Origin of the sequence: Neisseria sp. (genome assembly GCF_030523955.1) — a bacterium.
Classification (GTDB): Bacteria; Pseudomonadota; Gammaproteobacteria; order Burkholderiales; family Neisseriaceae; genus Neisseria.
Genome location: NZ_JAUNHL010000057.1, coordinates 1 through 18,023 on the forward strand (window position 1 = coordinate 1; position 18,023 = coordinate 18,023).

General features: G+C 49.3%; 18 protein-coding genes. 4 read left to right on the top strand and 14 right to left on the bottom strand.

Annotation, left to right across the window (positions count from 1 at the left end):
• Nucleotides 1-1,655: family 16 glycosylhydrolase (locus Q4C79_RS10790; protein WP_303091025.1), on the top strand; the 1,655-nt coding region annotated here is incomplete at its 5' end.
• Between the two features lie 986 nt (nucleotides 1,656-2,641).
• On the opposite strand, the gene Q4C79_RS10795 is transcribed toward Q4C79_RS10790, so the two are convergent.
• The gene (locus tag Q4C79_RS10795) at nucleotides 2,642-3,634 is read right to left on the bottom strand and encodes an endonuclease/exonuclease/phosphatase family protein (protein WP_303091026.1); all 993 of its coding nucleotides are present in this window, start codon (nucleotides 3,632-3,634) and stop codon (nucleotides 2,642-2,644) included.
• Nucleotides 3,635-3,662: 28 nt separating this feature from the next.
• Here Q4C79_RS10795 and Q4C79_RS10800 point away from each other — a divergent pair, with 28 nt between their 5' ends.
• Entirely contained in the window at nucleotides 3,663-3,800 is a 138-nt protein-coding gene (locus Q4C79_RS10800) for a hypothetical protein (RefSeq protein ID WP_303091027.1), read from the top strand.
• Nucleotides 3,801-4,000: 200 nt separating this feature from the next.
• Here the strand turns inward: Q4C79_RS10800 and Q4C79_RS10805 are convergent, their stop codons facing one another.
• From Q4C79_RS10805 to Q4C79_RS10825, 5 genes are all read right to left on the bottom strand, one after another.
• Nucleotides 4,001-4,552, bottom strand: coding sequence for a DUF1043 family protein (locus Q4C79_RS10805; protein WP_303091028.1), 552 nt, complete (start codon nucleotides 4,550-4,552; stop codon nucleotides 4,001-4,003).
• Between the two features lie 225 nt (nucleotides 4,553-4,777).
• On the bottom strand, nucleotides 4,778-5,086 hold the full coding sequence (gene grxD, locus Q4C79_RS10810) for a Grx4 family monothiol glutaredoxin (protein ID WP_303091029.1): 309 nt from the start codon (nucleotides 5,084-5,086) through the stop codon (nucleotides 4,778-4,780).
• 60 nt (nucleotides 5,087-5,146) lie between these two features.
• Nucleotides 5,147-6,409, bottom strand: a complete 1,263-nt coding sequence (locus Q4C79_RS10815; protein ID WP_303091030.1) for an RsmB/NOP family class I SAM-dependent RNA methyltransferase — start codon at nucleotides 6,407-6,409, stop codon at nucleotides 5,147-5,149.
• 130 nt (nucleotides 6,410-6,539) lie between these two features.
• Nucleotides 6,540-8,162, bottom strand: a complete 1,623-nt coding sequence (locus Q4C79_RS10820; RefSeq protein WP_303091031.1) for a YdgA family protein — start codon at nucleotides 8,160-8,162, stop codon at nucleotides 6,540-6,542.
• Between the two features lie 151 nt (nucleotides 8,163-8,313).
• Complete coding sequence (locus Q4C79_RS10825) at nucleotides 8,314-8,946, bottom strand: hypothetical protein (RefSeq protein WP_303091032.1); 633 nt, start codon at nucleotides 8,944-8,946, stop codon at nucleotides 8,314-8,316.
• 202 nt (nucleotides 8,947-9,148) lie between these two features.
• Here Q4C79_RS10825 and Q4C79_RS10830 point away from each other — a divergent pair, with 202 nt between their 5' ends.
• Entirely contained in the window at nucleotides 9,149-9,502 is a 354-nt protein-coding gene (locus Q4C79_RS10830; RefSeq protein ID WP_303091042.1) for a Spx/MgsR family RNA polymerase-binding regulatory protein, read from the top strand.
• 99 nt (nucleotides 9,503-9,601) lie between these two features.
• On the opposite strand, the gene Q4C79_RS10835 is transcribed toward Q4C79_RS10830, so the two are convergent.
• Complete coding sequence (locus Q4C79_RS10835; RefSeq protein WP_303091033.1) at nucleotides 9,602-10,735, bottom strand: PilT/PilU family type 4a pilus ATPase; 1,134 nt, start codon at nucleotides 10,733-10,735, stop codon at nucleotides 9,602-9,604.
• Nucleotides 10,736-10,939: 204 nt separating this feature from the next.
• Between Q4C79_RS10835 and Q4C79_RS10840 the strand changes: the two genes are divergently transcribed.
• Complete coding sequence (locus tag Q4C79_RS10840; protein ID WP_303091034.1) at nucleotides 10,940-11,641, top strand: 5'-methylthioadenosine/adenosylhomocysteine nucleosidase; 702 nt, start codon at nucleotides 10,940-10,942, stop codon at nucleotides 11,639-11,641.
• Nucleotides 11,642-11,708: 67 nt separating this feature from the next.
• Here the strand turns inward: Q4C79_RS10840 and Q4C79_RS10845 are convergent, their stop codons facing one another.
• The 7 genes from Q4C79_RS10845 to Q4C79_RS10875 all read right to left on the bottom strand — a co-directional run bounded on the left by Q4C79_RS10845 (nucleotide 11,709) and on the right by Q4C79_RS10875 (nucleotide 17,679).
• Nucleotides 11,709-13,028: an MFS transporter gene (locus Q4C79_RS10845; protein ID WP_303091035.1), complete on the bottom strand. Its 1,320-nt coding sequence runs from the start codon at nucleotides 13,026-13,028 to the stop codon at nucleotides 11,709-11,711.
• Between the two features lie 23 nt (nucleotides 13,029-13,051).
• Entirely contained in the window at nucleotides 13,052-13,255 is a 204-nt protein-coding gene (ccoS, locus tag Q4C79_RS10850) for a cbb3-type cytochrome oxidase assembly protein CcoS (protein ID WP_303091036.1), read from the bottom strand.
• Between the two features lies 1 nt (nucleotide 13,256).
• The gene (locus Q4C79_RS10855; RefSeq protein WP_303091037.1) at nucleotides 13,257-13,574 is read right to left on the bottom strand and encodes a hypothetical protein; all 318 of its coding nucleotides are present in this window, start codon (nucleotides 13,572-13,574) and stop codon (nucleotides 13,257-13,259) included.
• 150 nt (nucleotides 13,575-13,724) lie between these two features.
• Nucleotides 13,725-14,927, bottom strand: coding sequence for an acetate kinase (locus Q4C79_RS10860; RefSeq protein ID WP_303091038.1), 1,203 nt, complete (start codon nucleotides 14,925-14,927; stop codon nucleotides 13,725-13,727).
• Nucleotides 14,928-15,072: 145 nt separating this feature from the next.
• Nucleotides 15,073-16,254, bottom strand: coding sequence for a 2-methylaconitate cis-trans isomerase PrpF (gene prpF, locus Q4C79_RS10865; RefSeq protein ID WP_303091039.1), 1,182 nt, complete (start codon nucleotides 16,252-16,254; stop codon nucleotides 15,073-15,075).
• 223 nt (nucleotides 16,255-16,477) lie between these two features.
• Nucleotides 16,478-17,335 carry an S-formylglutathione hydrolase gene (gene fghA / locus Q4C79_RS10870; RefSeq protein ID WP_303091040.1) on the bottom strand — a complete coding sequence of 286 codons (858 nt, stop codon included), beginning with the start codon at nucleotides 17,333-17,335 and terminating at the stop codon, nucleotides 16,478-16,480.
• 137 nt (nucleotides 17,336-17,472) lie between these two features.
• A complete protein-coding gene (locus Q4C79_RS10875) occupies nucleotides 17,473-17,679 on the bottom strand; it encodes a (2Fe-2S)-binding protein (protein WP_303091041.1) in 207 nt (68 codons plus the stop codon).
• Between the last annotated feature and the right edge of the window lie 344 nt (nucleotides 17,680-18,023).

Sequence of the window (18,023 nt, forward strand, 5' to 3'; positions counted from 1 at the left end):
AGCCGACGACATCGGATGAGCCGATTACGCCCGAACCAACCGTTCCGAAAAACAGCATTTCATTAAACCAGATTGCAGGTAATAACTCGGTGAGCGCTGAAGAGGCGGAAAAAGATATTCTCATTTCTGGTAAGGTGGAAGGTGAGTTTAATAACGGCGATACGGTAAACATTACCATCGGCACCTCTAAATACGAGACCACAGTAAATGCTGATGGCGTATTCGAGCTGAAAGTGGGCGGAGGTATTTTTACTGCTCAAGCAAAATCTGAAGTGACCGCGAAACTTGGAGAAGCCACTGATACGATTAGCGTGTCTTCGGATATTGTGGCACCGTCCGGTTATCTGTATTACGGAGGCGATGAATTTAACGGGAATGAGATTAATACAGATAAATGGTTTGTATTGGGCTCGAAAAAGGGTGATATACCTAATTATGGTGCGACATTCGGTCAGCCCGATGGAATGCTTTCGACTTACCATCCGGATCAGGTAAAAGTAGGGACGAATAAAGATGGTTTGGGTGTATTGACTATTGAATCCGAAAAATTGCCAAATACCGTGGAGAATCAGGTAAATGGACAACAAGGCTGGAGTTCGGGAGCATTTAATTCACGCGATGTTGGTGAGTTTTACCCATTATATTCGCGAATTGATGTGAAAGCCAAAATTGCTAACAATGAAGGTATTTGGCATGGCCCTTGGTTAACGCATTATAAAGGTGCAAGTGTCGCAGAATTTGATATTGCCGAATTTTTTGTCAACCAGACGGGTGATAATGTGGTCACACAAAACAACCATATTCATAACAATACCCCTAGTACCAGTAGTACGGATGAGAATGGTTTTTCATATAGCGGTAAATTAGATATTAATGTGCCGCGCGGCCAAGACCGCAGAACGGCATTAAACGATGAAATTGATGAAAATTTCCATATTTATTCTGTGGAGATTACAAGAGGGGATGTTGAGAACGAAGCCGTAATTACTTATTTGGTGGACAATAAGATAACTTATTCTTTCAAAACCGATCAGTTTGGTCCGGGTGTGTACAATAAGTTTATTATGACTGCTCAAGGTGAGAACCGTACGGAAGATACTTGGAATATCATGTTCACCGGCGGTATTGGCGGTCAGGATAACTGGACAGGGGCGCCTACTGAAGCTACGCCGAATAAAGTAACAACAGAGATAGATTATATCCGTGTCTATACTTCGGCGGACGGAAATAGCAAAGTTCAAAGCGCTCCCGTAGCCATCAACGCAGACGATGAAAACAATACATTGCAAGGCGATGCTAAAAATAATGTATTGGACGGTTTGGCTGGTGACGATCGCTTAGCAGGCGGCTTGGGTAACGATACGTTAACCGGTGGAGATGGGCGCGATGTATTTGTATTTGATACCGCATTGGGCGAAAACAATATCGATACCATTGTTGATTTTAATCCCGGTACCGATATGATCATGCTGGCTTCTTATATATTTAACAAATTGGATGCCTCAAAAAATAATTTGATGGATTTGATCGACTATAACCAAGATACCGGTGCGCTTACTTATGACGCAGATGGTGCAGGAGGTGCGGCGGCGGTACAGTTTGCTAAGCTGCAATCTGGTTTGGAGGTTAATGAAAGCAATTTTCTTATAGCTTAGGTCGTGTAGTCAGAAAGCTTGCGAAGCGGTTTTTTGAGGAGAAATCCGCAGATGCAAGGCAAAAAGCACAGCAAGATTGAACATCTTGTGAGCATTTTAGCTTCGCAAGTCCGCTACGCTACCTAACGCGCAGGTACGGATTTTAACCAAAAATACCGTCGCAACGCGGTCGACTACACGACCTAATATCCAAGTGAGAAAATGCCTGTCTGAAAACCTTTCAGACAGGCATTTTATAATATGACAGATTAGTTTAATTTTCGATGCGTCGTTGCTTACGCCTTGCCGTACCATTTGAGACCTTGGCAACATTCTTTTTGATATAGTGGCTTAAATTCAGAATAGGACAAGGCGCCGAGCCGCAGACAGTACAGATAGTACGGCGAGGTGAGGCAACGCTGTACTATTCTGAATTTAAGTCACTATACTTTAAGCACTTGCGTCATGCTCGGGTCAAGTCCGAGTATAAGGAAACATCAATCAATTCTGAATTTAAGCCACTATAAAACAGCTTTTTACGAAGACCTCATACTTAAAAGCAAAAATGCCTATCTGAAAATAAGGCTTTCAGACAGGCATTTTGCTTGTACAAATCAAGATCTTTGTAAAATCCCCAGCTCTGTGGATGTATAGTAAATCCACTTACTCCATTACGGCGTTGCTGCGTCTTGCCGTACTATCTGTACTGTCTGCGGCTTGCTGCCTTGTACTGAAAATGTGTGGATTCACTATAGTCCAAGGCGTAGCAACGCTGAGAGTGCAAACATGTCAAGTATAGGGCTAAGCGAGTGGGCAGCCGTAAAGGAGCGTATAAACACACAACGAAGAAATACGCCGCAGATGGCGGTTTTGCAAAGCATCAACTCGCTTTTTGGTGGTATTAATTTATTTTCTGCCAAGGCCTTGCTGCGCCTTGCCATACCATTTGTACTGGTATGCGGCTATATTGTTTTTAAATAGATTAATTTATTCAATTATTTATATCATCAAGAGTGTTTGTCGGCTTCATGATTATATTTTTCTTTAACCACTTCTTTAATCGGCTCTGCCTCGGCAATTTTTTCTTTGGCTTCCTGAACGTCCTCGGCTTCAGGCGCTTCTTTTTCTTGTAAAGACTCGGCGGCTGGGGCAAATTGGAATTTGCCGTAGACCGGAAAATGATCGGAGCCGATATCGGATAAAACTTTGATATCGCTCATCATAAAGTCGCTGCTGTGGAAAATGTGATCCAAGGGCCAGCGGCAGAGCGGATAGCGGGCGTGAAAAGTATTGAACATGCCCCGACCTTTGCGCGGATCAAGCAAGCCGCTGATTTGTTGGAACAGGCGAGAAGTGTAAGACCAAGCAACGTCGTTCAAATCGCCGAATACCAGTACCGAGTGGTCGTGTTTGGCAATTTCCTTACCCACCAGCAGCAGTTCGGCATCGCGGTCGGTAGAAGTATCTGCTTCGGTGGGGCTGGGCGGCATCGGGTGCAGACAGTAAAGGTGTATCCACTCGCCTGAATGCAGTTGTAATTGGGCAACGATCGAAGGAATGTCTTCGGTTACCCAATGGCGTATTTCCACATTTTTTAAGGGGAGGCGGCTGTATAGATGCATGCCGTAAAGATTATCAAGCGGGATCTTCACGGTATAGCGGTAATTCCATTCGTTTTCTAGGATAGACAACTGCTGTTCCCACCATGCGTCGCTCTCTAAAGTCAACACCACGTCGGGTGCGTGACGGTGTATTTGCTCTAACAGTAAGTCTGCACGCCGATTTGGGGTGAGTACGTTGCTGGTGAGCAGTGAGAGGGTACGCTGATTGTCCGGTCCTTGGTAATGCATAACTTCAGGTTTGGCAAGGCGGGTGTAGGCGCGGACTTCTTTGAGTTGGTAAATAAAGCAGATGAGATTGGCGAGCGCCAGCAGCAGGAATAGAGCGGTAGGTGCGGGTTGGAGAATCAGTTGGGCAATCAGGCAGGCAAAGTTAAGCATGGCAATTTGCAGCCTGGGGAAATCGAAAATGCGAAATGCCCAATGGTTGTGTTTTACCAGTGGTAATAATGTAAATAATACTGGTAAAAAAAGTAAGGTGGATAATAGCCAGTTTGCGGCAGACATTGAGTACCAAGCTCCAAGCGGTGCGGAGAAAATAAAATAAGGCAGATAAAAAAGGGGCAGGCCGGAAAACCGGTATCGCCCCTTTTTGTGATAAATGCCTGTCTGAAAAAACTATCGGACGCTTCCCGTTATATATAGATTCTGTTATTTGGAAATAGTGATTAACTTGGCTTCTGCTACGTTCTTGCTGCCTTTGTATTGAAAATATGTTAACTCACTAAAGAGATGCGTATTGCCGCATCAAGATTTGCGGGCGGATTCGACTTCCGCCGCTATTTCCACCGCAGGATGGGCATCAGCCGCGACGGCTGTGGTATGCGGCGATTCGGTTACCGGTACTTCGCTAACCGGAATCTGCTCGACCGGATCAATATCTGAAGTATTTTTTACAGGGATATCATCCGGTACCACCACGGTTTTTCTGTCGTAATCCGATTCCTGAACCAGCGGATCTGTACTTGATGCCAGATAGGCCACGGTAACCGCTTTGTTGGTACGGCGGGTGAGCTGTTCTTGCAAGGTTTCTTTATCCATCAGGCTTTGTGCGCCGCTGCTTAGGTGTTGAATCACTTTCTGATAGCTGCGGTTTAGCTCGTCGACTGCGGCAGCGGTATCGACAAAATGCTTATCGACTTCCTGACGGTAATTCTGGAATTTTTGAACCAGTTCCTCATGTTCTTTATTTTTGCTGCGGGAGGAGCGCATAATCAGCCACATCACCAACAGGCCGATGGCCAAGCCGGCTAAGGCAGCCAGCGCCAATTGCATTTCCCAAGACAGATTCTGATTCATGCTTGTTCTCCTTAATTAATGATAGTGAGATGGCAAAACCCGAACGGGCAGTGCTTTGCCGAACGTCAGATAAGTTGATATTAGCATTAGTTGGCGGTGTCGGGAAAGTTTCCGATGTGCAATGAATGGGGCCTTGCAGGCGGCAATATAGGCGGCATTTCATGCAAACATAATATTTGGTTTGCTGAAATACCGCCTTATCAATCAGTTAGCGATAAAAATATATTAGGCTTTCAAAACTTCCTGCAATTCGCCGGCTTCAAACATTTCCATCATGATATCGGAGCCGCCGATGAATTCGCCGTTTACATAGAGTTGCGGAATGGTCGGCCAGTCGGAATATTCTTTGATGCCTTGGCGAACGGCTTCGTTTTCCAATACGTTTACAGTCACAAAATCATTGCAGCCGGCTGCTTGCAGGATTTGTACCGCGCGGGATGAAAAGCCGCATTGCGGAAATTGTTTGGTGCCTTTCATAAAGAGGACCACGCGATGGGTGGTGACAACTTCTTTGATTTGTTCTTGGATGCTCATGGTTTATTTCCTCAAAAAATAGGTGTGTGCTGTAATCCTGCGCTCATTATAGCAGAACTGTTAAGCGGCTTTGCGCTGTATGGCGGCGGCAAAAAAGCCATCGGTACCGTGGAGGCCGGAATCCAGGCTCAGATAGCGGCCGGTATTCAAATTGATTTTGGCAGACTGTAATAATTCAGAGCTATCCAGCAGTTCGAAATCGGGATGTTCGGCCAGAAAGCGTTCGACTTGTTGCTGGTTTTCCGCTTGCAGCATACTGCAAGTGGCATAAACCAGCCGGCCGCCGGGTTTGACTAAGCCAGAGGCCGCAGCCAAAATGCTGTGCTGCTGCTCAATCAGTTTGGCCAGTGTTTCCGGCGATTGCCGGTATTTTAAATCGGGATTGCGGCGCAGAGTACCCAAACCGGAGCAAGGAGCGTCCACCAAAACGCGGTCGGCTTTTTGTTGCAGGCGTGCGATACGCGGATCGTGTTCGCTGCTGATGCGCTCGGGATGGATGTTGGTGAGTCCGGCGCGTACCATGCGCGGTTTGAGGTTGGCCAGTCGTTTTTCAGCAATATCAAAGGCGTAGATGCGGCCTTTGTTGGCCATCATGGCACCGATGGCCAGCGTTTTGCCGCCGGCGCCGGCGCAGAAATCCACGGCGATGTCGCCGCGTTTGGCGCCGAGCAGCAAGGCGAGCAATTGGCTGCCTTCGTCTTGCACTTCCAGCGTGCCGTCGAGAAATAGAGGGTGTTTGTTGAGGGCGATTTTGTCGGTAAGCCGTATGCCCCAAGGTGAATAAGGTGTAGCTGATGCGGCATGGCCTTCGGTGGTGAGCGTGTCCAATACCTTATCACGCTTGCCCTTTAGGGTGTTGACACGCAAATCCAGCGCCGCGGGGCTGGCAACGCTGCGGCCGAAGGCTAGGATTTCCACTTCGTTCTGTTGCGTTTTCAAGATTTCAATCAGCCATTCTGGCAGTTCGGCGGCAGTGCTGAGTTGTTGAGCAAATTCGCTTTTGCGGCTTTTCAACTGGCTTAAGAATTCGCGCTCTGTTTCGTCGGCCAATTCTTGCAGCTGGCTGAGATTGAAGCTGCGGCCCAAGACCAGTGCGGCCAATGCGGCTTTGCGCGGTTGCGCTTCGGGGCGGCGCAGGGCGGCGGCGATTTTCTGATAATGGCGCAGGGCGGCAAATGCGGTTTCGGCAATTTCGTGGCGGTCTTGCCGGCCGAGTTTTTTGTGCTCGCGAAAGTAGGCGGACAACACGGCATCGGCCGGCTGCTTGAAGGTGAGCATGGCGGCGAGTATTTCGGCGGTGCGGTTGAGTTGATTGGGTGTCATGATGGAATCGAATCAATAAGATAAATCGGATTATACAGGGCAAAGCAGTGCGGCAGTATGCCTGTCTGAAAACTTGCGCCGCCGGAAGAAAACTTCGGCGGCGCGGGTTGTTACAACCGTAAGCTTGGTGTTACGGTTGGGATGCCGCTGATGCTTGGGTTGCATTTTGCGCGGCATGGTTGCTGCCTGTTGCGCTTGCTGCGCCGGAAGCGGGTTCGTCAAACGGTATTTCTTCCGGTTCGTTCTGCAATTCTTTGCCGTTTAGGGTTAAGCGGTTTTGCTGCAAAACGATGCGGGTGTCGATATTGCCGTTGGTGAGGGTGAGGTAGCCGTCGGCGTGCATGGATTTGACGGTGGTTTCCACCATTAGGCGGATGGTGTCGTTGATGTCTTCCATGCTGGCGGTACCGGCGGCGGCATCTTCCGGATTAACGCTAAATACGTTACTGGCTTGGTTGATGGCCAATTGTTCCAGCAGCTTTTCGGGTACATGCAGGCGGAAATCGGCATGGGTTTTTTTCAGGATTTGGCTAACGTCGTTTAAATCTGCGGCGGCCAGGCCGTTAAAGGCCAATTCGCCGGATGACTGTATTTTGCCTGCGGGCATGGTGAAATCGAAGGTTTTCAGCTTGATTTTCGGATTGTTGGTAAACAGGCCGACGGCATCGGTTTTAGCGGTTTTCACCAATTCAGCCTGTATCTGTTCTTCGCTCATTTGCTTGCCTGCGATTTCGGCCATTTTCTGTTTCAAGGCTTGTAATGCTTGGGCATCCAGATGTTCGGCAGCGACATTGATATCCAAGGGGCCGTATTGTTCGTTGCCATAGGCGAGTTTTTCAAATTGGAAACGGCCTTCGCTGTCTATCCAGCCTTCTTTCTCATCCATTTTGGTTTGGAACGACAGATTATCGACCACGATCTTAGACGGCGCGATGGTGCCGGTAGGGTTGATGAAGGCACCGATTTGCAGATCGGTAACCAGATTCACCAATTGATTGAGCTTGATGTCGTAGCCTATGCCTTCTTTCCATTCCATGGCGAAGCGGCCAAGCTGGAAGTGGCTGTTGCCCAAGGATATTTGATGGGCGCCGTCGCGGGTATCGCTGGTGATATTGAGTTTATCCAGGCTGATGCTGCCTTTGTCGGCCAATTGGATGTGTACGCCAGGCGATTGCAGTTGGTGGCTGTAGTTGTTCCACCCGCTGTCGTAATCGGTTTGGCCGGTCAAGCCTTTCCAGTCAAGCTTGATGCCGGAGAGCTCTTCATAATCGAAAGCGGGGATGCTGGTATCGATTTTGCCCGATCGGCCAAGATAGATGGTATTGCTCATGCTTACCGGTGCTTGGTCGCCGAAGAAGCGTTTGAGCACTTTGACGGTTTCAGGGCGGTATTGGAACTCGGTTTCCACATAAGCACTTACGGGCGTTAAGCCGTTGGCAAACGGGCCGTGTTGAATGTGGTTGACGAGGGTTATCGGTTCACTGAAAACGGTTTTCAGATTATCGGGCAGGTACTGTTGGGCGTTGCTCAGCAAAGTGGGCTTCAGGCGGATAACCAGTGTTTCGGTTGAGCTGAACCAGCCGCGCTCATATTGATGCGATTCAACCGTGAGAAAACTCGAACGGGCGAGTATTTCTTGTTGCTCTGTTAGGGCTTTTTCGGCTTGCAAACCGAGAAAATAGGGGGTAACGGTTAGAAAGCCGGCTAAGGCCACGGCGCCGCCAGCTATGCCGGCGATAAGCTGTTTCTTCATAAAACTAGTTCGGGTTCTAGATGATGCAAAGATTCAAAGCATAGCACTTTTTGCTTGTTTTGTCCTGAAGGGAAAAAGGAAATAGAATGCCTGTCTGAAAAATGGCTACGGTGTTCCGTTTTTTCAGACAGGCATTGGCAGTATGAGCGATTTAGCGCAATTCGCGGATATCACGCCAGCCGGTGTTGGTTTGGATTAGGGTGGTGAATTTTTCACGCGGCTCTTCAAGATATTGCCAACCTTCGGTTTTCAATAGCTTCTTCGCCCATTTTTCAGGAACGAATTCGGCTTGGTAAGAAACTTTGGATACGGTCACGCCGTTAGACGGGGTAGGCTCGGTAAACCAGTTGATTTTTTCCACTTTTTCACGGCCAATGCAAAAAACGGGACCGTCGGTAGTGGCTTGCACTTGTTGGGCACCTTTCTCGGTCAGGAGATAAGAGGTGGTGCGGATGGTAGCATCTTCGGTTTTGGTGGTTTCTTTGCCGTTTTGCTGATACATATCGGCATCGACCAATGCTTCCATTTTAGATAAAGCTTCTTTGTTGATTTTATTATCGGATTTGTCTTTGTCGGCAATCTGAATTTGGGTTTCACCTACTGCCACTTTGCGGATTGGCGAGCCGTCGGGATTTTGGAGTTCTAAAATCAGCGGTAAGCAGACGTTTTGTTGTTCTGCTATTTTGCTGATGCTTTTCTTGAAGTTGGATTCACTGGCTTCGTTTTTATCGCCGCAGGCGGCGAGCATCAATACAGGTGCAATCAGCAGAAGGTTTTTTTTCATAACAAACTCCAAAACGGTAGATGGGAAAATGCAAGCGGCCGACAGCAAAAATAAGGTTGATTTTATGTTGTTGGGATGGACTTGCTTTGATTTCGATGCTCTATTTTATACCCGGGGCAGCGGATTTTGCTATATTTTTTGTCCGGCTGCTTGTTAAAATAGGCCTGTCTGAAACATCAAAAAGGGATTAGGAGTGAGCAATATGCCGGTGATTTACGGTATTCCCAATTGTGATACGGTAAAGAGAGCTCGCAGCTGGCTGACAGCGGCGGGCGTGGACTATCAATTTATTGACTTTAAGAAAACACCGCCGGATGAGGCGTTAATCCGCCGCTGGTTACAGGATATTCCGCTGGAAACGCTGCTTAACCGCCGTGGTACGACTTGGCGCAAGTTGAGCGAAGAAGAACGTGCGGCAGCCGAACACGAAGAGGGTGCAGTGCGCTTGATGGCAGAACATCCGAGCGTGATCAAACGGCCGGTGTTGGATAGCGGCAATCGGTGTTATGCCGGCTTTCAGCCGGAATTATATGAAACAGCTTTGGCTATTAAATAATTGATAAGTAAAAAAACGACACCGAAATAATAAGTGGTGTCGTTTTGATTTTGATCAGTATGTTTTTCAATAACGGTAGCTTGTTGGGTGTTCGCGATATCAGATGATTTCCAAGTCAACGCCTTGATGGCGGCCGCGCCGGCTGCGCAGTTGGATATCGAGGCGCAAGTCGTTGGCTGAGTCGGCGTTTTTGATGGCTTCTTGATAGGAGATGTGACCATTCTCATACAGATTGTACAAGGCTTGGTCGAAAGTCTGCATACCAATATCGTTGGATTTTTTCATGATTTCTTTGATGCCGTGGATGTCGCCGCGGTGAATCAAATCGGAAATCAACGGGGAATTCAGCAAAATTTCCACCGCCGCGATACGGCCTTTGCCTTGTTCTTTCGGAATCAAACGTTGGGAGATGAAAGCTTGCAGGTTTAACGAAAGATCGGTCAGCAGCTGGTGGCGGCGTTCTTCCGGGAAAAAGTTGATGATGCGGTCGAGCGCTTGGTTGGTACTGTTGGCATGCAATGTAGCCATGCACAAGTGGCCGGTTTCGGCAAAGGCCATCGCGTATTCCATGGTATCGCGGTCGCGGATTTCGCCGATCAGAATCACATCTGGGGCTTGGCGCAGGGTGTTTTTCAAGGCGGCAAACCAGTTGTCGGTATCCACGCCGACTTCGCGTTGGGTGATGATACTGTTTTTGTGCATATGCACAAATTCGATCGGGTCTTCGATGGTGATGATATGGTCGTAACTATTTTCGTTGCGGTAATCGATCATGGCAGCCAGCGAGGTGGATTTGCCCGAGCCGGTACCGCCGACGAAAATCACCAGCCCCCGTTTGCGCAGGGCGACTTTTTCCAGAATCGGGGGTAACTCAAGGGCTTCGAAAGAGGGAATTTCGCTATTAATCATACGTAGCACCAAGGCGGTAGCGCCGCGCTGCACCATGGCGTTTACGCGGAACCGGGCGGAACCGGGCAATTGAATGGCGAAATTGCATTCGTTGGTCGACATGAATTCTTCAATCTGCTTGGTATTCATGATGGAGACGGCAATTTCGGTACATTTTTCCGCTGTCAGTACTTCTTCGCTGATTTTCTGAATTTTACCGTCGAGTTTGACGGCGGCAGGAAAACCGGAGGTTATGAATAGGTCGGATGCTTTGTGTTCGACCATAAAACGCAGCCAGCCGAATAACTGGTCGCGGGCATCGGGTGAGTGGAATGAATCGTCCATAATCGTAAAGTGTGTTAGTTTATTTAGGTATTGAGTTTAATTATATAATTATAGCATAATTATGCAGATTTTTTAACTTTTGCAGCGGTTATATGCGGCATTATCTAGCAAAGCGGGCCGGTTGCAGCGGTTGCATGTGGTGTTAACTGTGCGTGCGGCTTGAGCTTTAATTAAATCTTTAATAAGAAACGGAATATTCACATTATGAAAGCAAAAACCATCGTCATTATCGGGGCAATGGAACAGGAAATCAGCCTGTTAAAAAATCTGATGCATCATCCTACGGAAGAGAAATTTGGTAATTTCTTGTTTTTCCGTGGGAAGTTATTTAATAAAGATGTGATTTTGATACAAAGCGGTATTGGTAAGGTGAATGCTGCGATTGCTACTGCATTGGCGATACATCAATATAAACCCGACTGTATCATTAATACCGGTAGTGCCGGCGGTATCGGACCGGGCTTGCGGGTAGGCGATGTGGTGATCGGTACGCTGATTGCCCATCATGACGTGGATGTAACGGCTTTCGGTTATGCTTACGGCCAGGTGCCGGCGATGCGCCCTGCATTTGAAAGTGAAGAGCAGTTGGTCAGCGTGGCACGTATGGCGGCGCGTGAATTTAAGGATGCGAAAATTCTGAAAGGGCTGATTGTGAGCGGTGATCAGTTTATTCATACTTCCGAGCAGGCGGCGAAAATCCGCGAGCGTTTCTTCGGCGTGCAGGCGGTGGAAATGGAGGCGGCGGCGATTGCGCAGACTTGCGAACAGTTTAAGGTGCCTTTTGTGATTATCCGTGCGATTTCGGACTTGGCCGATGAAAAGGCTTCGATAAGCTTCGAAGAATTTTTGGAGCAGGCCTCGGTGAATTCGGCCAGAATGGTGAACAGTATCATCGGTTCTCTGTAAGCTTTTCTTTTGAAAAATAAAAAAATGCCTGTCTGAAAGTTTCAGACAGGCATTTTGTTTATTGGTTTTATGGGCGATTGCGCGGGAAGCGGAAGTAGCTGAGCAAGTCTTGCCACATTTTCGGCTCGAGTTTGACCAGATAATAGAGAATGGCCAGATTGCTGAGCGCGGCGGCCAGATAAAGCAGGCTGATGCTGTTGAATAAAAACAACACTAAGGCGCTAAACAGGGCGGCTGCCACCATAAACAGGCCGTTGACGATGTTGTTGGCGGCAATGGCATGGGCGCGGAATTCTTCGCTGCTGGCGGTTTGCAGCCAAGTGTAAAGCGGTACCGAGAAGAAGCCGCCGAAAAAACCGATCAGTGCCATGCAGGCCATTACCGGCCAGGCGTAGCCTTGCGAGAGGAAGGTGCCGATGCCGCTTAATTGGGTGTAGTGATTGGCATGGGTGAGCCAAACCAGAAGGGTGCCGAATACGGTCAGCCCCAAGGTGCCGATAATCACCAATCCCAGCCGCAGTTCTTGATGGCTGAGTTTGGCGCACAATACCGAACCGGCGGCGATGCCGATGGAAAACAGGGCCAGCATCAGGTTGAACACGTTATCGTTGCCGCCCAGATGCAATTGGGTGAAGGTGGGCAATTGGGTGGTATAGATGGCGCCGATCAGCCAGAACCAGGAAATACCGATGATGGCAGTATAAAGTTCGCGCTGTGCGAAGGTTTCTTTGAGCAGATTCTTGGTGCTGCGTGCGATATTGGGATCGATACGGGTTTGCGGGTTTTTCGGCGGAACTTTGGGCATAAACAGGCTGAAAGCCAAACCTGCTACGGCAACTAACAGTATCCAGCCGCCGACGACATAATGGCTGCTGCCGGCGACCATGGTGCCGAGAATCTGGCCGAATAGAATCGCCAGAAAGGTGCCCGATTCGATCAGACTGTTGCCCATAATCAGCTCTTTCCGGTTGAGGTAGTCGGGCAGGATGGCGTATTTCAGAGGGCCGAACAGGGTGGAGTGGCTGCCCATCAGGAACAGGCAGAGAAAGAGCAAGGAAGCCGATTGGATATAGAAGCCGTATGCGGCGGCCAGCATAATCAGCACTTCCAGTATTTTGACTACCCGCGCCAAATTGGCTTTGTCGTATTTGGTGCTCAATTCGCCGGAAATGGCGGAAAACAGGAAATAGGGCAGGATAAATAAAAGCGCGCCGAGATTGAGAATCTGATTAGCCGGCAGCCATTCGTTTTGGCCTAAACCGTAAAAACTGATGGAAACAAACAGCGCGGTTTTGAACAGATTGTCGTTGAAGGCGCCGAGGAATTGGGTGCCGAACAGCGGGGCGAAGCGGCGGCTGGTGGCAAAATTGAGGTTGTCTTTAATCATGGGGAATGAGTGCGTAAAGGTGTTCAGGATTTCTGCCGATCGGAGGTCGGATCGGGTTTGTTATGGTTTTCATCGTCGGTATGATAATCATCGTCGTCCATCAGGATGCGGTGTGCGGGGCCTTCGAGATCGTCGAACTGGCCGTTTTTGCCCGACCACCAGAAGAAATAACCGATGAGAAAGGCAAGAATGATGCTGATGGGAATCAGAATGTACACGCTTTCCATTTTATATCAGTCCGCTAATGTCGTTAATCAGCAGGGTTTGGTCGCCGATGTTTAAAAATTCTTGGCGCAACCGTCCTATGCTGTTTTGTTCGTCAAACAGATGAATACTGTCTTTTTCAACCGCCCAGTAAAGTGGCTGGGTGCTGTGTTGATAAGGTGCTAATGCGTTGAGGGCGGCGGTATCTTGCGGTGGTGTTTCGCTTTGCAGTTTAACGGCGAAACGACCGCTTTGCGGCGGGTTTTCGTTCTCATCGTCCGCCAGCATGATCAGAAAGCCTAAGTGCTCGCCGGATTGGGTGTGGATGCTGAAGTAGTGCATGATGCTGATGCTTTGAGTGGATTGCTTTCTATAATACTGGATAAAATAATGCCTGTCTGAAAATAAGTAGAGCAGCTAGGCTGCAATACCGGTATGTTTCAGACAGGCATATGACTTTATTCAGGTGTTTAAAAGTTAAAAGAATGTTGCTTAAGAAGACAAACCTGCCAGACGGCTGGTGTCCATGGCGATCATTAATTCTTCGTTGGTCGGCACCACCAATACGGCGGGTTTTTTACCGGCCGGGCTGATCACGCCTTCTGCGCCGAAGCGGGTGGCTTCGTTGGCTTTCTCGTCGATTTCCAAACCGAGAAAGCCTAAATAGGCAACGGTTTTGCTGCGTACGGCCATGGAGTTTTCGCCGATGCCGCCGGTGAATACCAATGCATCGATGCCGCCGGTGGCGACGGCCATGGAGGCGATGTATTTGGCCAGACGGTAAGTCATCACTTCCATGGCCAGTTTGGCGCCTTCGTGGCCTTCGGCTGCGCCTTCTTCGATGGCGCGGCAGTCGTTGGAGAGTTCGGAAATGCCGAGCAGGCCGGATTTTTTATTCAGCATATCGGTAACGGTTTTTTCATCCATACCGGCGTTGGCGGCGAGGAAGGAGTAAACGCTGGGGTCAACGTCTCCGCTGCGGGTGCCCATTACCAAACCTTCCAGCGGGGTAACGCCCATGCTGGTATCCATCGATTCGCCGTTTTTCACGGCGCAAATGGAAGCGCCGTTACCCAAGTGGGCAATGATCAGGCGGCAGTGCTGCACGTCGGTACCCAGCAGTTTGGCGGCGGTTGGCGCAACGTAGCGGTAGCTGGTGCCGTGGAAGCCGTAACGTCGGAAGCCGTATTGGCGGTAGAGTTCGCGCGGTACGGCATAAGTGTAGGCGTGTTCCGGCATGGTTTGGTGAAAGGCGGTGTCGAATACGCCGACATTGGGTAAATCCGGGAAAATGGTTTGGGCGGCGCGGATGCCGGTGAGGTTGGCCGGGTTGTGCAGAGGGGCAAGTGGAATGCAATCTTCCAGCGTAGCGATCACATCGTCGGTAATCACTACCGAGCCGCTGTATTTTTCGCCGCCGTGTACCACGCGGTGGCCGATGGCTTTTACATGTTCTTGCAGGCCGAGCGATTTCATTTCGTCCAATAGTGCGCCGACTGCGCCGGTGTGGTCGTGGCGGTCGGTCAAGGTTACGGTGTGTTTTTCACCGTCTTTTTTGAAAGTGATGTAGGCATCCGGCGTGGTCAGTTTTTCGGCCAGACAGCTCATGACAAGTTCTTTGCTTTCGTTGTCGATGAGGGCGCCTTTGAGGGAAGAGCTGCCGCAGTTCAAAACCAAAATCAGATTATGTGCCATGTTGTGGATTCCTTGCTTGAATATTTGTTTGGTCAATAGGCAGTTTTCAGACAGGCATGGCCTGTCTGAAAACAGAAAACCCGGTCAGTATTCAGTATAATGTTTTTTTACCGCTGTTTAAAAGCGCTTTGTTTGGATGAATGGTTTAGAAGCAGTCGCCCGGTACGCGTACGAAGCCTTCCATAATTACACGCGCGCTGCGGCCCATCGAAGCTTTGGTGGCCGTCCATTTGCCGTTTTGCTGTTCGGCGGCCGCACCGACGCGCAAAGTACCGGAAGGGTGGCCGAATACTACTTGGTTGCGCTCACCGCCGCCGGCGGCCAGATTCACCAAAGTGCCGGGAATGGCCGCAGCAGTGGCGATGGCCACCGAAGCGGTACCCATCATGGCATGGTGCAGTTTGCCCATGCTCATGGCGCGTACCAAAACATCGATATCGGCGGCCTTGACCGCTTTGCCGCTGGATGAAATGTAATCTTTCGGCGCAGCCACCCAGGCGATTTTCGGGGTGTGTTGGCGGGTGGCGGCTTCGGAAAGGTCTTTAATCAAGCCCATTTTCAAAGCACCGTAGGCACGCAGGGTTTCCAGTTTTTCCAGAGCGGCGGCATCGTTGTTGATGTCGTCCTGCAATTCGGTGCCGGTGTAGCCGATATCGGCGGCGTTCACAAAAATGGTGGGGATGCCTGAGTTGATTAAGGTGGCTTTCAATGTGCCGATGCCGGGTACGTCCAGTTCGTCCATCAGATTGCCGGTGGGAAACATATCGCCTTCGCCGTCGGCGGGATCGAGAAATTCGATTTGCACTTCGGCGGCGGGAAAGGTTACGCCGTCCAGTTCGAAATCGCCGGTTTCCTGCACCTCGCCGTTGGTAATCGGAATGTGGGCAACGATGGTTTTGCTAATGTTTTTCTGCCAGATGCGTACGGTGCAGATGCCGTTTTGCGGTACTTTGGCAGGATCAATCAAACCTTGGCTGATGGCGAACGCTCCGACGGCGGCGGTGAGGTTACCGCAGTTGCCGCTCCAGTCGACAAAGGGTTTGTCGATGGAAACTTGGCCGAACAAATAATCGACATCGTGATCTTCACTGCTGCTTTTATCCAAGATGACCGCTTTGCTGGTGGAGGAAGAAGCGTTGCCCAAGCCGTCGATCTGTTTGCCGTAGGGGTCAGGGCTGCCGAGGACGCGCAAGAGTATTTTATCGCGTGCTTCGCCGGGTTCTTGTGCTGCCTCGGGCAAGTCGCTGCGTTTGAAGAAGACGCCTTTGGAGGTGCCGCCGCGGTAGTAAACGGCGGGAATTTTAATTTGCGCAGGGAAATTGGCCATGGTTTATCCTTTGTAGAACAGTGTGTTTTTTATAGATTGAAACAAGGCTGGTTTTACCATCTCTTGCGACATGATGCTCTGATCGGTTAAAGGAAAAATGGGTTGGGAGAGCAGAAAAGCTCGCTGTGTTTGTTTAGATGGTAATGAACCTGCTTTATTGTAGCGCATTGTAGCCGGATGTGAAGATTTTTTTCTTTTCATCCGGCTGGTTGGTGAAAAATATTTATAAATCCAGTGCTTCGGCGTGAAATTCGATGTGGCTGTCGATAAAACTAGCGATAAAATAATAGCTGTGATCGTAGTCGTCGCGCAGTTGGTAGCGCACGTTGTAGCCCTGTCCGCGTGCGGCGTTTACGAAGGTTTCAGGCTGCAATTCTTTGGGATAGAATTCGTCGCCGCTGCCTTGGTCGATCAGAATCGGCAGTTTGCGGCTGCCGGCTAAGCCTGTCTGAATGATGGCGGTACTGTCGTATTGCGCCCAAGCTTCGGGATTTTCACCGAGATAAGTGGCCAGCGCGTTTTGGCCCCACGGAGTCTGGCTGGGGTTGACGATTGGGGCGAAGGCGGAAACGGCGGCGTAGCGATCGGGATTTTTCAGCGCGATTTGCAAAGCGCCGTGGCCGCCCATGCTGTGTCCCATGATGCTGCGCTTATCGGTAACCGGAAAGTGCGCTTCAATCAGTGCTGGCAGTTCTTTCACTACATAGTCGTACATCTGATAATTGGCCGCCCAAGGCTCTTCGGTGGCGTTAACATAAAAACCGGCGCCTTGTCCCAAGTCGTAACGAGGCGCATCGGCTACGGTTTCGCCGCGCGGGCTGGTGTCGGGCATCACCAAAGCAATCCCCCAGTGTGCGGCAAAACGTTGTGCGCCGGCTTTGGTGGAGAAATTCTCATCGGTGCAGGTGAGGCCTGAGAGCCAGTAAACCACCGGCACACGGTAGCCTTGCAGCGCTTGCGGCGGCAGGTAAACGGCAAAAGTCATGTCGCTTTGGCAGCTTTCGGAAAAATGACGGTAGCGCTCGTGGTGACCGTTGAACATTTTGTTGCGCGAAATCAGAGTAGGGGCTTGGGCTGTCATTTGTTCTCTCTATTGCTTATGGTTTGAAAACGGTTTTATCATAACACAATGCCTGTCTGAATGAGGATTCAGACAGGCATTACAATATGTCGGTGATATCGGAGTATTAAATTTTAAAAAATTTAAGAGGATACAATTTAAGAGGATACTTTAATACCGGCAGTGATGCTGTTTTGGGTTTGCGCGCCGTTGGCGGTGAGGTAAGAAGAAGCCAGATCACTGCAGCAGCCGCAACAAGTCGCTACGCCCAATTGCGCTTGCAGATCGCTCAAGGTGCTGGCGCCGGCGGCTACGGTTTCTTGAATTTGGCGGTCAGTAATCGCATTGCAAATACATACAAACATGATATTGATCTCCGGCTGTAATGTTCTTCATCTTTGTTAATTCATTTAAATCATCGCGTTTGTTTAAGACGCTTTGTGGGCATGATTTGTTTGGATTTATCGACAATATAAATGGAAACTATTCTTATTTCAAGAGCTAAATGATATTTTTTGATGGATATTAACGACAGAAAGTGTAAAGGTAGTGGTAAGAGCTTGATAGGATGTAGTTAATGTAATGTTTTTTATGAGAATAATTTGCTTAAAATCGTGGGGTGATTAGGGCCTGTTGATAATTGGCCAGCGAAGTGGTTTTTTGAGCTTGAATTGACAATCTAAGTGCAACAAATGCGAAGAGGTGCCCA